The following is a 15,141-nucleotide window of genomic DNA, read 5'->3' as shown; positions in this document are numbered from 1 at the left end:
ATATAATCATATCATAAATACGTGTAATTACGCTAAGACTACACAAAGGTTCCGTTTTATCCCGATTGGTGAAGGCTAGTAATCAGTGGGGATGAATCCCCCCCACTGATTACAGTTTCACTTTATTTTGAAACGAATAACCTTACTGTATTCCGCTATTCATTATAGCAACATCGCCTTCAAAATTACACAAAAAAACAAACCCTTTATGAAAGGGTTTGTTCATTGTCTACATATTCAGCTATTTTTTGAACAACGCCAGGTTCAAGTTGCTCTAGTACAGAAGCCGCTTGTTCTAAAGCTGCATCGTATTGATATTCACGGAATAATTTCTCTGCATAATTTAAGCTTTCTGCAAGATTTTCATCATGACTGCGGTAACGGTTTCCGTATTGAATTAATTTTTCAACTAAATACGCTTGTCCAATTAACTCTTCTGTCATTTCAGCTACACCGTTAACAGTTGTGTATGCTTCTTCTAAACTGCTATTTACAGCATGCATATTTAACGGTTTTATTTCTAATTGCTCATATACAGCTTGCATTGCCATTTGCCCTCTTTGTAAATCTTCCATAATACTCTCTGGAAGACCTGGCAAATTCGACTTTTGCATAAAGCGTTTCGTTTCAAAAATTGTATTGCGCATTTCCTGCAACTTCTCACGCGCTTCAAATTCTTCTTTACGCATCGTTTGTAGCATTTCTTTATATTCTGCATGAAGTACTTTTAAAGTTTCACATTGCTCATAAACCTCTTCTAGTTCCTCACGAATTATAGAGAATGCAATATCTTGTTCAGCAACGCGTAATTGCATCACTTCAAAACGTTTCATTAAAATGTGCATTTGCTTTTCAATTACTTTTTGAGACTCAATATCCTTATCTTGTAACTGATAGCTTTGTTTTACAAGTTGCGTTTCTGCTTTCGTTTCAATTGTTTCTTCACGAAGTTCTTCTAAATCTTCATAAACAGAAAGTGTTTTTTGCTCTACATAATGTCTCGCATGCACTTCTTGTTCTAGTTGATCATAAAAACCGTCTAAACGAGTTTTTAATTTTTCTACTTTTTCAGCCGCTTCCGTTATATGAAGCTCCTGTATATCCATTAAACATGTTTGTAGTTGTGTCGTCATATCGCGGACTTCTTTAGGGATTTCCAAGTAATCTAATACATAACCTTGTCTTACCATATCATTATGTCCGTGTAATAAATCTTCCAGTTGAACTGGTAACGTTGCTTGACACTCTACCAATAAATCTGGAATTTGGTGAATAATGATTTCTAAATTAGCTAAACCTTCTTCCAAACTAATAACAATTTCTCTCGCTTTTAAATAGTCGCCATTATTTGTTGCTTCTTCAAAACTATTAAATTTATTAGATTCGGCATCTAGCATCTCTTCAATTCTCTGCTCAGCTGCTCCATACATGTGTCGATGAGCAAGAACACTCTTTTTCATACTACGATATGTATCACGTAACCCTTCAATTTCCGAACTATTTTTTTCATGGCTTTCTAACAGTTGCTGTAATTCATTTAAAATGTCTGTAATACGATTATCAGCGTCATCTAAACCACTTATGGATTCGTTCATCGCATGCTTTGCTTTGCGGAAGGAGAATTGCGAGGCGAATTTTCGCGCTTGCCCTAAATCTTTTTCAGCTTTTGGAAGAGTTGTTGATACGATTTCATCCCACTCTTCACGCCATTTACCAAACAGTTCTTCTGTTTGACCTGTCATGTTCAAATCTTTTACTCGCTTTAGTTCATCTGCTACAGGTTTATCTTTTATTTCTTGTTTCCACTGCTCCAGTGCTTCAATATCTTTATATGAACGATTTCTTATCACAAGCTCTATCATGAGCAGCACTAGAATAGAGCTTACTACAATGATAACGATCGTCAGGATAGAATCCATGCAAAAAAGCCTCCTAGTTATATCTCTTTTTTTGTCCGTTCCGTTTATGAAATGGAAGGCATTATGTATAAAAAGGGAATTCCCCTATATTTAACAACTAACAATGTACTAATCATACCATGTAATGACGTGTTTTTGACCTAGTTTTTTTTAAAATTTCATGTTTCTTTAAATGCAATTGTAATCTTTCTTAATCTTCCGCCCGCTTCACTACCTATCCTCAAATGATTGCCATAACGGGCACTCTTTCATATGAGATACGAAATAGATTTTGCGCATGAGTGGGGGTTCAACAGAAATCACATGCACATTCCCCTGCTTTACCGCTTGCTCCACTGACATTTCTGGAAGTAAAGTGATGCCAAGTCCAGCTCCGACCATCGCAAGCATCGGTTCTGCATAAGAAGTTTCAAACGCAATGATTGGTTTCGCACCTATACCTTGAAACATGTTCATAATCATTTCCCTTACATCACATATTTCTGGGTACACAATTAATTTCTCATGTTCCAAACCTTCCATTCGGATTATTGTTTTCTCTTTATAAGGATGATCATTTGAAACTACACAAACAATTTTTTCCTCCCGCATTTCTTTTATATATGTAGCGCCTTCTACTACTGAATCAATGAACATCGCTTCAATCTTCCGCTCTTTAAACAATTCCATTAATACTTTCGTATGCTCAATTTTCCATTCTATTTCGAATCCATCACCTAATATATCTTTGCATTTCGATATGTAATACGCCGCTAAACTTGGCAATATACCTATCGAAATTCTCCGTTTCTCTTGATACTTCTTCATCTCCGTTTTCACTTCATGTATTTGTTCCAAAATCGGTAACATTCTTGCTATAAATATCTCACCAGCCTCTGTTAACTCCACTCCTTGAGCAGAACGCTTGAGTAAAGTAACCTCTAAATCCGCTTCTAATCTTTGAATTTGTTTACTAAGCGCTGGTTGTGAAATATGTAAAAGCTTACTTGCCTTTGATAAACTGCGCATATGCTTTACTTCCATAAACGATCGTACTGCCTCTAAATCCATCATATACACCTCTAACAAAAAGTTATAACTGTTATAAAAAATCGATATTTCCTTCTATAAATCATTACTCTTTATACTTATTTCATCAACTTACTATAACGAAATGTAAAGGAGAATGGTACTCTTGAACAAAAAACAAATGCTCTTCGGATCCCTCCTATGCTTACTTGCCGTAACTGCCTGGGGATTTATGTTTCCTGTAATGGCAAATGCCTTACAATTTATCGATCCGTTCTTTTTCACAACTATTCGCTACGGATCTGCAGCTATTATTTTTCTTATTTTGCTATTAATCACTGAAGGGACACATTCGCTCCGCTTAGAAAAACGAACACTTTCTTTATTTTTTTACGGAACAGTCGGTTTCGCTGGATATGGTTTTCTCGTTTTCTACGGACAACAACTTGCCGGACCTTCTGGAGCAATCCATGCAGCGATGATTCAGTCTCTCATGCCACTAATTGCCTTATCATTACAATGGATAACAAAAAATAAGCGTCCACAAAACTACACTTTTCTTTGTATGTTCGTTGCATTACTCGGTGTTATGCTTGTCATTTCAAAAGGAAATATTCACTTATTATTTGGAGCTGCAAGTCACTTATCTACGAATATATTGATGTTATGCGGCGTTACTTGCTGGGTCATTTATACAAATGGCGGTGCTCGTTTTCAATCTTGGTCACCACTTCGATATACAACGTTAACTTGTTTGTTCGGTTCAATGTCACTCATCGTTATTGTCACTTTATTAACTTACACAAACGTCATTACTGTACCATCATTACGCACAATTGTGAGCGTTCGTTTTGAACTCTTTTATATGTCGATTATTGCAGGTGTTATCGCTGTGTTTTGCTGGAATATGGGGAATCGCTATATTTCATCTATTAACGGCATATTATTTATGAATTTAGTTCCTGTCCTTGCACTTATCGGTTCCATATTTCGAGGTTATACGGTCGACAAAATCGAAATTGCCGGAGCCTCATTAACAATTATTGCGCTATTATGTAACAATTTATGGCAAAGAAAAGAAACTACAAGAATCCCCACCTCGGTTCGTTAGGTGGGGATTTTTCACATATGAACAGCTCTTGGCCATTCCTGATACATATTCGTTTTACATAATGCTTGTTCCATCCATTGCTCAATTTCCTTCGTATACATTTCTAAGAAAAATGTTTCGGATGGAAAAGAATGTAATACTTCTGATATATACTGTGGATATAAAAACGGCATATTTATCATGCCTTTTAATTGCGTCATAAACATTGTAAAAGATACCTTTCGAAACTCTTTCTTCATTTGTCCTTCTCTAATGATTTGCTCGATATAATATCTTTCTTTAGAAAAATAAACGGTCATCACTTCACGAATTAATGTGGTATCAAGCGAAAGCTCTCTATAAAAAAAACGTGTCAGTTCCCTATTTTCAAATTGATATCGTAAAATCCCGCGCACCATTTGCACCATCACATCTTTAGCCGACAAATACTCTCTCTGTTCAAAGGACGTTTCAATCACATGAATATATCCTTCTAAAAAATCAGTAATAAGCTGCTCTAATAGGCCTTGCTTTCCAGCAAAATAGTATGAAATATTCGCTACATTCACATCCGCTCGCTTTGCAATGTCTCGCACTGATGTCCCGTCATAACCTTTCGTATTAAACAACGATATTGCCGCATCAATTACTTTTTGTTTCGTCTGCTTCATGCGCTCACTTCCTCTCACTGAACAGCTATAGTTTAAATTTCTTGACTTTTAAGACAAATTCCTTTAATTTTCTATCGACAAAGTCATGTGAAATACATCGTATTTTGCTAATATTTTACACATCTCGATAAAAAGGGAGTTGTTTCCATGTTTACAAAAGAAAGTTATGCAGGTTCTCGTGAAAAGCAGTATGAGACAGTAATTAAACAACTGGATGCATTATTAACTGGCGAATTAAACGTAGTCGCAAACTTATCAAATGCGTCCGCATTATTAAACCAATTTTTAGATCGCGTTAATTGGGTTGGCTTTTATGTAACAGAAGGAAATCAGCTCGTTCTCGGGCCATTCCAAGGAATGCCAGCATGCGTACGTATTCCATTTGGGCGCGGCGTTTGCGGCGTAGCAGCTGAAACGAAAACAACGCAACTTGTAGCGGACGTTCACCAATTCCCAGGACATATCGCTTGCGATAGTGCCTCTAATTCGGAAATCGTTGTACCGATTATAAAAGACGGAAATGTCATTGGTGTGCTGGATATTGATAGTCCTGAAAAAAATCGTTTCGATGAAGTAGATCAGCACTATTTAGAAAAGTTTGTGGAAACACTGTTAAAACATATATAAGAAAAAGAGTGAGTTATCGATTAAGTACGTAATGTACGAAACCGATAGCTCACTCTTTTTTATTGATTACTAACAGTAGATATTTTCTTTAACGCTTGCTCCAAATCAGAAACGATATCCTCCCACGATTCTAAACCGACAGATAAACGTATTAAATTATCGAAAATACCCATTTCTTTTCTTAGTTCCGCTGGAATCGCAGCATGCGTCATCGTTGCTGGATGCTGAATTAACGTTTCTGTATCACCTAAACTTACCGCGATCGTAATAAAGTGAAGGTCATTGATAAACGCTTGCGTTTCCTCTTTCCCGCCTTTGACAGAAAAAGAAATAACGCCACCGCCCCGTTTCATTTGGCGAGATGCTAACTCCCCTTCTGGGTACCAAACCCCTTCTACTACATCATGATTTTTTAGGAACGATACAATTTTTTCTGCATTATCACAATGACGATCCATTCTTACTGCTAACGTCTTTAATCCGCGTAATAATAACCACGCATCAAACGGCGCCATAATACCGCCGATATCTTTTCGCATCGGACGAATTTTTTCAGCTAACACTTTCGTTTTACAAATCGTTACACCCGCCACAACATCACCATGGCCACCAATATATTTTGTCGCACTATGCACAACTGCGTCACAACCAAGCTCAAGCGGTCTTTGTAAATAAGGTGAACAAAACGTATTATCAACAATGACGAGTAGGCCATTTCGCTTCGCAACTCGAATCACTTGTTTTAAATCGATTAATTTCATCGTTGGATTAATCGGTGTTTCAACGAAAATGAGCTTTGTATTTGGGCGAATCTTATTTTCAATATCAGTCTCTGTCTCCATATCACAAAACGAATGTGTAATCATAAATTTCTCTTCTAACACTTCTAAAAATCCGTACGTGCACCCATATAATCCGTTTGAACAAATAATATGATCTCCAGCTTTTAGAAAGCCAATTAACGTTGCTGAAATAGCTGCCATTCCGGATCCGAAAGCAAGTGCTTCTTCTCCCCCTTCTAACACAGCCATGCGCTCTTCAAATAATTTTACAGTTGGATTTCCAAGTCTTGAGTAAATATAAGACGGATCTACTCCCGCAAAACTCGCCTCTCCTTGCTGCGCAGTCTCAAATGTAAATGTAGACGTTTGAAATAACGGTGGTGTTAAACTTCCTTTATGTTCCTCAGATGTATAACCGTGATGAATTAACGCTGTCTCCATATGCTTCTTTTTCATAAAAACATCCCCTTTATGTTTTTATCCCGCATATTCACCATTAAAAAACTGATGAATGTTTTTACTACATTTTATGTAAACGTTTTATTTGTGTTTCTATCTCTTCTTTTATATTGTTTTAAATTCCTTCTTATATTAATTTCCAAAATTTATATGCATAAAACAAAAACGTACTCGCTTGACGAAACTCTGGGTAAAAGATATAATAGCGTTTGTGTAAAATAAAAAGGCAGCCTTGTAATGTGAGTTTATCGTTTGTATTTTGTTCCTCTACGGAGGTGTATCTCGTAACTCCCTGCTGCTGGAGCGAAGGTACATGAAAACAAAATGCCCGTAAATATCGATTACGTCTGTTTTTATTTTACGTAAATAAAAACATTTTTAAAGGAGGAGTCAACTATGGCTCGTTATACAGGTCCAGCTTGGAAACTGTCTCGTCGTCTTGGAATCTCTCTAAGCGGCACAGGAAAAGAATTAGAAAAACGCCCTTACGCACCAGGTCCTCACGGTCCTAACCAACGTAAGAAACTTTCAGAATACGGTTTACAATTACAAGAGAAACAAAAACTTCGTCACATGTACGGCATGACTGAGCGTCAATTCCGTCGCACATTTGACCAAGCAGGTAAAATGCCTGGTAAGCACGGCGAAAACTTCATGATCCTTCTTGAAGCTCGTCTTGACAACTTAGTTTACCGTATGGGCTTAGCTCGCACTCGTCGTGCAGCTCGCCAATTAGTAAACCACGGTCACATCATGGTTGATGGCGCTCGCGTAGATATCCCATCTTACCGCGTTAAACCTGGTCAAACTATCAGCGTTCGCGAAAAATCTAACAGCCTTGTTGTTGTTAAAGAAGCGATCGAAGTTAACAACTTCGTACCAGAATACTTAACTTTCGATGCTGATAAATTAGAAGCTACTTACACTCGTCACGCTGAGCGTTCTGAGTTAGCAGCTGAAATCAACGAAGCATTAATCGTAGAGTTCTACTCTCGTTAATGACAAAAAGCCAATCCTCTGGATTGGCTTTTTTCAATTCTCACCATAATTTTTTATATCCCACGTAACATAAAAATCCCAATACTCTATACCCCCACCTAAAACAAATATGTTTTATCTAATCTAATCTAATTCAAATAAAAAAATAACCTTCCTATTTCCATACACAACTTATGTTATATTATGAATTTTTAAATAATAGTATTAATATTAAGGATTTTTAAACTTTATAACGAGGAGACGTTGATATGGAATTCAGAAATGACATAAACAAAATAGCTAACCAAATTTTAGAACGAAAAGAGTACATAACTAATGAAGAAATGACCAAGCAATCCTTAATTATTCCTTTTCTTCAAAAGCTAGGTTATGACGTTTTTAGCCCTTTAGAAGTTAGACCTGAGTATATTGCAGACTTTGGAACTAAAAAAGGGGAAAAAGTCGATTATGCGGTTTTCAAAAATGGAGTTCCAATTATTTTAATTGAGGCAAAACCTGTAACAGAAAACCTCCTTAAACACGATGCGCAACTATCTAGGTATTTCAATGCCTTACCTGATGTCAAAGTAGGGGTACTAACTAATGGTATAGAATACAAATTTTATACTGATTTAACAAATGACAATGTAATGGATGAAAAACCTTTCTTCACATTCAGTATGGATAATTTAAGTAATTTAGATATTGAAACGATTGAAACTTTTACAAAAGAGAATTTTGAAGCTGAAGAGATCGTAAAATATGCCGAAGAACTTATTTATATGACCAATTTAAACTCCACAATTAAAGAGTTATTTAAAAATCCTTCAGATGACTTCCTTCGTTTTCTAATTAAAGACTTTAGCTCAACTAGAATTACAAATAACGTTTTAGAGCGGTTCCGACCAATTGTTAAAAAAGCAATTAATCGAACACTATTAGAAATAATCAGTGATGGTTTAACACCAAAAGAAACAAAAATAACGGAGAAAATAGAAACAAGCCTAGTTGCAGCCGCTTCTGCCGAAATAATGGAAGACATTAGCAAAAAAGACAAAACAGATAGAGTTTTCACTATCGAAGATGAACTGACTGCCTTTAACATTGTTAAAGAAATATTAACTGAAAATCAAAGAGACATCAGTGACCTCAAATATAAAGATACTATTAGTTATTTTTGCATCATGAATCGTGTAATCACAAAATGGTTTATACGTCTCTTCCTTGATGGAGATGCAAAATCCTTAGTTGTAAGACTAGATCTAGAAGCTACTAAACAGCTATGCCCTAATTTCGTTGTTGAGCAAGCCCCAAAATCACAGGGAGTAAGTAGAATTTTCATTGATAATGTTAATGATTTAAAAGATTTGGAACCACTTATTATTTCATGCTATGATCAAATTTTAGCTAATGTTTAAAAAGAGGGATTTCCCCTCTTTTTCCAACACAATGACAAAAAGCCAATCCTCTGGATTGGCTTTTTGTCATTTATATATAAAATAAAATTATTTATTTTCCTCTTTTTGAACATATACATAAGCATCTTTTTGCTCTTTATGTATATCCACCTTCGAATTCTCTGCAAGCTGACCCGCATTTAGCAAAGAAAAAATAATGAGCGCTTCTAGTGACATTTTGTTTTACCACTCCTTTCTATTTGTTATACGTTTATCATACCGCTTACATGTGACTTCCGTATGAACTCGAAAAGGAGATTACAACAAAAAGGTTACAGGAATACGAATGCACGCTATAATAACCATAAAATAGGAGGTTAATTTCTTTTGACGATAAACCAAATGGTTCAATTGGGCAGTGCATGTATGCTTTTTATTACTTCAGCACTTATGAGTTGGTATCAGGGGAGTAATTTAATAGATTATCCTGATGAATGGAAATATAGCGCTAAGTTTACGAATTATTTTAAAGGCACCGTTTCAAATTACCAAGATATTTATCAAATCGATTTCTTTATATATGCAGCAAAATTTTATCCAACAGCATTTATTGTTATGCTCATTAGCTTACTTTATATGCTCGTATTAATTCTTCATATTCTATTTACAAGAACTCGTAAGGTAATCTAAATTCATACATAAAAACCCCGAATCATAAACTTTTCAGCCTACAATTCGGGGTACTATTTGTTTATATTCGTTTCTAATTAGTAACGAATTAAGAAATATTTCTTCTTACCGCGGCGAATGATTGTGAATTTACCTTCGATGCGGTCGTTTTCTGTTATAACGTAGTCTAATGCTTGTGTACGTTCACCGTTTACGTAGATTGCACCGTTCGTTACATCTTCACGTGCTTGACGTTTTGATGGAGAGATTTTGCTTTCTACAAGTAAGTCGATTAACACTGTATCTTCTGCCGTACGTTCTACAGATGGTACGTCTTTGAATCCTTGTTCGATTTCGCTTGCAGTCAGTTCTGCTACAGAACCGCTGAATAGTGCAGCTGAAATTTTAATTGCTTGCTCTAATGCTTCTTCACCGTGAACAAGTTTTGTCATTTCAGAACCTAACGCTTTTTGTGCTGCACGTTTTTCTGGCGCTTCAGCTACTTGCTTTTCAAGCTCAAGAATTTCTTCATGAGATAAGAATGTGAAGTATTTTAAGTATTTAACAACGTCGCGGTCATCTGTGTTAATCCAGAATTGGTAGAACTCGTAAGGAGTTGTTTTTTCTGGATCTAACCAAATTGCGCCGCCTTCTGTTTTACCAAACTTCGTACCGTCAGATTTTGTAACTAGTGGAATTGTTAAACCGAACGCTTTCGCATCTTCTTCTGATTTACGTATTAATTCAAGACCAGCTGTAATGTTACCCCATTGGTCACTACCACCGATTTGTAAGCGGCAATTATGGTTTTGGTATAAGTTTAAGAAGTCGTATGATTGTAAGATCATGTAACTAAACTCAGTGAATGAAATACCCGTCTCTAAACGAGATGCTACTGTATCTTTTGCTAACATATAGTTTAAACCGAAGTTTTTACCGATATCGCGTAAGAATGAAATGACATCTAAGTTACCAAGCCAATCGTAGTTGTTAGCCATTGTTGCTGGGTTTTCCACGTTTTCGAACTCTAAGAAGTTTGAAAGTTGGTTTTTAATGCTTTCTGTGTAGTAAGCAACTGTATCTTTCGTATTTAATGTACGCTCTGCTTTTTTACCACTTGGGTCACCGATCATACCAGTACCACCGCCAACAAGTGCGATTGGTTGGTGACCAGCTAATTGGAAACGACGTAACATTAATACTGGTAACATATGACCGATGTGTAAGCTATCCGCTGTCGGGTCGAAACCACAGTATAATTTAACACTTTCTTTTTCTAATAATTGCTCAAGGCCCTCAGCATCTGTTTGCTGATTAATTAGACCGCGAAATTCAAGATCTTGTAAAATACCCATATCCTACATACTCTCCTTTAAGTTCATTACTGGCGTGAAGGTTGAAAACATAAAAAAATCGCCCCTTCAAATAAGGGACGATTTTGATTATCGCGTTACCACCCTAGTTGCAGACCAAAAAGCCTACCACCTTATTTACATAACGGCTTAGCACCGTCTTTTCCCTTTTGAATACAATTCAATCGAAAAAAGATGCTCTAGGGGCGTAATTCGCGATCATCTATGTGCTGATTTCCACCGACCATCAGCTCTCTAAAACAGGGAAATGATCACTACTTCTCCCTTTCCACGCTCAATTATTCATATACTTTTCTTTATACCATCATTTATATAGGCGTGTCAAATAAGGGCCAGATTTCTCTCCTTGCCAATCCTTTATAACGTCACAAAGAATACCGTAATGAGAGAAAGAATTGGAACACCGACTAATAGCGAGGTATGAAAAACAATGGATAAATCATTTCCAATCGTCGCCTCCACAGGATCTTTCGCCGGTGAACCAAGAAATCCGATTAATCGATCGTAGCGACTTGCCGTTTTTGGAAAATCTGGTATTTCTACATGATCACTATCTAAATGCTGCTTTAATTTATATTCATTCTTAAAGGGATTTTCGCTCAATTTCATCCACCTCCAGCAATTGTTTCAATTTCTTTATTCCGTTATGAAGTCTCGACTTCACCGTTCCGACTGGAATATCTAATACCTTTGCAATTTCTTTTTGCTGCATGTCATGATAATAAGAAAGGATTAGGACCGCTCTTTGCTCTTCGGGAACTTTCAAAATTGCTTCTCTTACTGTGAGCCGATCTTCGTGAGAAAATTCTTTTTCCTGAATCGGCACTAAAAATGGCAAAAGCGTACGCCACTTTTTTCTTCTATTTAATTTATTAATCATAAGACGATAACCAATTTGAAATAAATACGTTTTTATTTTGCCCTTTTCAGATTCATACATATGTTTCTTACGCTCTAGCATCAAAAACGTATCTTGCACGAGGTCGATACTCAATTGTTCATCTCGATTAAATCGATACAAAAATGTGTATAGCGTTGGTTTGATTAAAACATATAGTTTTTCTCCCGCCTGCTTATCTCCATTTTTGTACGCAAGCATGAGCTCTTCCTCAATCCCAATCTGCGCCATGATTTTTGATCTCCTTTATTCCTTTTAACGTTAACGAAATACGGGAAATTAAATAGCAACTTGCGACAATAACCCACGTTTGTGATTGAAGCGTAAAAAATTGAACATATGAATTTTGTATTGTATGACCACTTAAAACTAAAATATTTAATGCTTGCACACATATGCATGCATACACTGCAAGACAAGCTGAAATCGTATCAAATACATTCCAGCGAAAGTACACTTTTGTTTTTGTAAAATCAATTTTATATCCTTTTTTCCGTACTATATATTTTCGATCAAATGGAATGATGATGGAAAACATAACAATCATCATAACGCCAGCTGTAATCATTGAAACTTTAAATCCGATTGGCATTGGTAATAGCAAACCACAAGAAAATACGACTATAATTCCAATTAAAGCAAAAGTAAGAAGTAATTTATTAGACATAAAAAAGCCTCCCTCATCTATTCTTTCATAAATGTATACAGACGAGGAAGGCACTTCGTTCAAATATTATTTTATTTTTTTAATAATCTTCGCAGGATTTCCGCCAACTACTAAATTATTAGGCACATCTTTCGTTACGACAGCACCAGATGCGATCACCGCATTGTCTCCAATTGTTACACCTGGATTAATAATTGCTCTTCCGCCAATCCATACGTTATCGCCAATTGTAACTGGTTTTCCGTATTCTGATCCGCTTATACGCTCTATTGGATCAAGCGGGTGCGTTGCTGTATAAATGTGAACACCTGGAGCTAACATACAGTTCACTCCGATTGTCACCGGGCATACGTCTAAAATCGTACAGTCAAAGTTCGCGTAAAAATTTTCGCCGACATGAATGTTATAGCCGTAATCACATCTAAAAGAAGATTCAAGATGAATATTATCTCCTGTCGTTCCGAATAATTCTTTTACGATTTCGCTACGCTCTTTCAATTGCTCTTCTGGCGTATCATTTAATTTTCTCGTTAATATACGTGCTTGCTCTCTTTCTTGTACTAAAACTGGATCAGCTGGTATGTACATTTCTCCTAGTATCATCTTTTCTTTTTCTGTTTTCATCATACTATCCCCTTCAACTTATATATATAAGTTCATGATATCATAAAAAAGAAAGGCCTGAACATTTTTCGTTCAGACCTTTCTCTCTTAATCTTCCATCGTCGATAAGTCACCTGTTGGTAAGTTTAGCTCCCAAGCTTTTAATACACGGCGCATAATTTTACCACTTCTCGTTTTCGGTAATTTATCTCTAAATTCAATTTGTCTTGGCGCTGCATGAGCTGCTAGGCCTTTTTTTACAAATTGACGAATCTCTTCTTTTAATTCATCAGATGGTTCGTATCCTGCTCGAAGCGCGATAAATGCTTTAATGATTTCTCCGCGCACTGGATCAGGAATACCAATTACACCAGCCTCTGCAACAGCAGCATGCTCGATTAGTTTACTTTCTACTTCAAACGGTCCAACGCGCTCACCTGACGTCATAATTACATCGTCAATACGTCCTTGGAACCAGAAGTATCCATCTTCATCCATATAAGCTGAATCACCTGATACGTACCAATCTCCCGGCATAAAGTAAGACTCATACTTTTGCTTGTTATTCCAGATTCCACGCATCATAGCTGGCCAACCTTTACCAATTGCTAAGTTACCCATTGTGTATGGAGGCACTTCATTTCCTTCATTATCAACAATCGCTGCTTTCACACCTGGAATTGGTTTACCCATTGAACCTGGACGGATTTCCATACAAGGATAGTTACAAATAACTTGTCCACCTGTTTCTGTCATCCACCACGTATCATGAATACGAAGTCCAAATGCATTCATACCCCAGCGAATTACTTCTGGATTTAATGGCTCACCTACGCTTAATACGTGGCGTACTTGTGATAAGTCGTATTTTTTAATTGCATCTTGTCCAGCTCCCATTAACATACGGAACGCTGTCGGTGCACTATACCAAACTGTTACACCGTAATCTTGCAGTGCTTCATACCATGCATCTGGACTAAATCGTCCACCTAAAATAACATTTGATGCTCCGACTAACCACGGTGCAAAAATGCCGTAAGCAGTTCCTGTTACCCAGCCCGGGTCAGCAGTACACCAATATACGTCATCTTCTTTTAAATCTAATACCCATTTCGCCGTTTGATAGTGCTGAACCATTGCATTTTGCGCATGAAGAACACCTTTTGGCTTACCAGTAGAACCAGACGTATAGTGAAGAATTAAACCGTCTTCACGGCCTAACCATTCGATATGTAATTCTTTTGAGGCTTGTTCAAATAAAGGATTGAACGCTACCGTTTTACCGCCTTCTTCTACATTATCTCCAACAAGAAAGACTGTTTTTAAAGCTGGTAAATCATTTAATGGTATGCGCTCTAACAATTCAGGAGTTGTAATTAACACCTTTGCTTCGCTATCTTCTAAACGATCACGAACTGCGCCTTCCATAAACGCTTCAAATAGCGGTCCAACAATTGCTCCTAATTTCACTGCACCTAAAAGCGCGAAATATAATTCTGGAGAACGTGGCATAAAAATAAAAACGCGATCGCCTTTTTCAACGTCGCCATAATTTTTTAGGACGTTTCCTGCTTTATTAGAAAAATCCTTCATTTCCTTAAATGTATATTTCTCTTTTCGCGATCCATCTTGATAATAAAGGGCTACTTTATTTTTTCGATTGGATTTCGCATGCTTATCAATTGCTTCATACGCCATATTTACTCGGCCTGTCTCATTCCAAGTAAAATTTTTATTAACCTCTTCCCAGTTAAAATTCGCGTATGCCTCTTCATAATTCGGCAAATTATTTTCTCCTTTAATGACAGGAAGCGTTTCTACTTTCATACTTTACATCCCCCTCCTATGTATTCTATTATCTATTATAATGATATCATTTAAAATTTTCAGTATATTTGTTGATTTTTAGACAAATTTTTAATGACAAAATTCGATTCACATCGCATATATTATAAAGTACGATATTAATAGATTCACAAACCCTCAAGGTGGTGAGCAAT

16 protein-coding genes and 1 other annotated feature are annotated in these 15,141 nt (G+C 36.5%); of the genes, 5 read left to right on the top strand and 11 right to left on the bottom strand.

The genetic code is table 11. The annotated features are described in order from the left end of the window. Positions 1–206: 206 nt before the first annotated feature. Positions 207–1,919 (bottom strand): septation ring formation regulator EzrA, encoded by a 1,713-nt coding sequence (gene ezrA, locus JDS81_RS00415; RefSeq protein ID WP_000377321.1) that lies wholly within the window; start codon positions 1,917–1,919, stop codon positions 207–209. 210 nt (positions 1,920–2,129) lie between these two features. Further along, a complete protein-coding gene (locus JDS81_RS00410; RefSeq protein ID WP_097952257.1) occupies positions 2,130–2,969 on the bottom strand; it encodes a LysR family transcriptional regulator in 840 nt (279 codons plus the stop codon). Between the two features lie 124 nt (positions 2,970–3,093). Between JDS81_RS00410 and JDS81_RS00405 the strand changes: the two genes are divergently transcribed. Next, complete coding sequence (locus tag JDS81_RS00405; protein WP_001036045.1) at positions 3,094–4,038, top strand: DMT family transporter; 945 nt, start codon at positions 3,094–3,096, stop codon at positions 4,036–4,038. An 11-nt stretch (positions 4,039–4,049) separates the two neighbouring features. Here the strand turns inward: JDS81_RS00405 and refZ are convergent, their stop codons facing one another. Then, positions 4,050–4,688 carry a forespore capture DNA-binding protein RefZ gene (refZ, locus tag JDS81_RS00400; RefSeq protein ID WP_000814925.1) on the bottom strand — a complete coding sequence of 213 codons (639 nt, stop codon included), beginning with the start codon at positions 4,686–4,688 and terminating at the stop codon, positions 4,050–4,052. Positions 4,689–4,835: 147 nt separating this feature from the next. Between refZ and JDS81_RS00395 the strand changes: the two genes are divergently transcribed. After that, the gene (locus JDS81_RS00395; protein WP_000494323.1) at positions 4,836–5,315 is read left to right on the top strand and encodes a GAF domain-containing protein; all 480 of its coding nucleotides are present in this window, start codon (positions 4,836–4,838) and stop codon (positions 5,313–5,315) included. A 59-nt stretch (positions 5,316–5,374) separates the two neighbouring features. On the opposite strand, the gene megL is transcribed toward JDS81_RS00395, so the two are convergent. After that, complete coding sequence (gene megL, locus JDS81_RS00390) at positions 5,375–6,553, bottom strand: methionine gamma-lyase (protein ID WP_000726604.1); 1,179 nt, start codon at positions 6,551–6,553, stop codon at positions 5,375–5,377. A gap of 399 nt (positions 6,554–6,952) precedes the next feature. Here megL and rpsD point away from each other — a divergent pair, with 399 nt between their 5' ends. Continuing rightward, positions 6,953–7,555 carry a 30S ribosomal protein S4 gene (gene rpsD, locus JDS81_RS00385; RefSeq protein WP_000135316.1) on the top strand — a complete coding sequence of 201 codons (603 nt, stop codon included), beginning with the start codon at positions 6,953–6,955 and terminating at the stop codon, positions 7,553–7,555. Positions 7,556–7,803: 248 nt separating this feature from the next. After that, on the top strand, positions 7,804–8,952 hold the full coding sequence (locus tag JDS81_RS00380; protein ID WP_097952254.1) for a type I restriction endonuclease: 1,149 nt from the start codon (positions 7,804–7,806) through the stop codon (positions 8,950–8,952). 87 nt (positions 8,953–9,039) lie between these two features. Here the strand turns inward: JDS81_RS00380 and JDS81_RS00375 are convergent, their stop codons facing one another. Then, positions 9,040–9,168, bottom strand: a complete 129-nt coding sequence (locus tag JDS81_RS00375; protein WP_000050940.1) for a hypothetical protein — start codon at positions 9,166–9,168, stop codon at positions 9,040–9,042. Positions 9,169–9,318: 150 nt separating this feature from the next. On the opposite strand from JDS81_RS00375, the gene JDS81_RS00370 reads away from it, so the two are divergent. After that, complete coding sequence (locus JDS81_RS00370) at positions 9,319–9,621, top strand: YjdJ family protein (protein WP_000154643.1); 303 nt, start codon at positions 9,319–9,321, stop codon at positions 9,619–9,621. A gap of 77 nt (positions 9,622–9,698) precedes the next feature. Here the strand turns inward: JDS81_RS00370 and tyrS are convergent, their stop codons facing one another. The 6 genes from tyrS to acsA form a co-directional block, all read right to left on the bottom strand. Continuing rightward, positions 9,699–10,955: a tyrosine--tRNA ligase gene (gene tyrS, locus JDS81_RS00365; RefSeq protein WP_097952253.1), complete on the bottom strand. Its 1,257-nt coding sequence runs from the start codon at positions 10,953–10,955 to the stop codon at positions 9,699–9,701. Positions 10,956–11,025: 70 nt separating this feature from the next. Continuing rightward, positions 11,026–11,253: a binding site (T-box leader), on the bottom strand. A 77-nt stretch (positions 11,254–11,330) separates the two neighbouring features. After that, positions 11,331–11,576, bottom strand: a complete 246-nt coding sequence (locus JDS81_RS00360) for a hypothetical protein (RefSeq protein WP_097952251.1) — start codon at positions 11,574–11,576, stop codon at positions 11,331–11,333. Further along, positions 11,557–12,102: an RNA polymerase sigma factor gene (locus tag JDS81_RS00355; protein WP_097952248.1), complete on the bottom strand. Its 546-nt coding sequence runs from the start codon at positions 12,100–12,102 to the stop codon at positions 11,557–11,559. The genes JDS81_RS00360 and JDS81_RS00355 overlap by 20 nt, the downstream gene beginning before the upstream one ends. Beyond that, positions 12,083–12,538, bottom strand: a complete 456-nt coding sequence (locus tag JDS81_RS00350) for a hypothetical protein (RefSeq protein ID WP_097952246.1) — start codon at positions 12,536–12,538, stop codon at positions 12,083–12,085. Before JDS81_RS00350 ends, JDS81_RS00355 begins: the two co-directional genes overlap by 20 nt. 66 nt (positions 12,539–12,604) lie before the next feature. Beyond that, positions 12,605–13,165, bottom strand: coding sequence for a maltose acetyltransferase domain-containing protein (locus JDS81_RS00345; protein ID WP_097952244.1), 561 nt, complete (start codon positions 13,163–13,165; stop codon positions 12,605–12,607). A gap of 84 nt (positions 13,166–13,249) precedes the next feature. Next, the gene (acsA, locus tag JDS81_RS00340; RefSeq protein WP_097952242.1) at positions 13,250–14,968 is read right to left on the bottom strand and encodes an acetate--CoA ligase; all 1,719 of its coding nucleotides are present in this window, start codon (positions 14,966–14,968) and stop codon (positions 13,250–13,252) included. Positions 14,969–15,141: the final 173 nt, after the last annotated feature.

It is taken from the genome of Bacillus cereus group sp. N31 (assembly GCF_016483245.1).
GTDB lineage: Bacteria > Bacillota > Bacilli > Bacillales > Bacillaceae_G > Bacillus_A > Bacillus_A toyonensis.
Note: the sequence above shows the minus strand (reverse complement) of the source record. Positions and strands in the feature narration are given on the sequence as shown.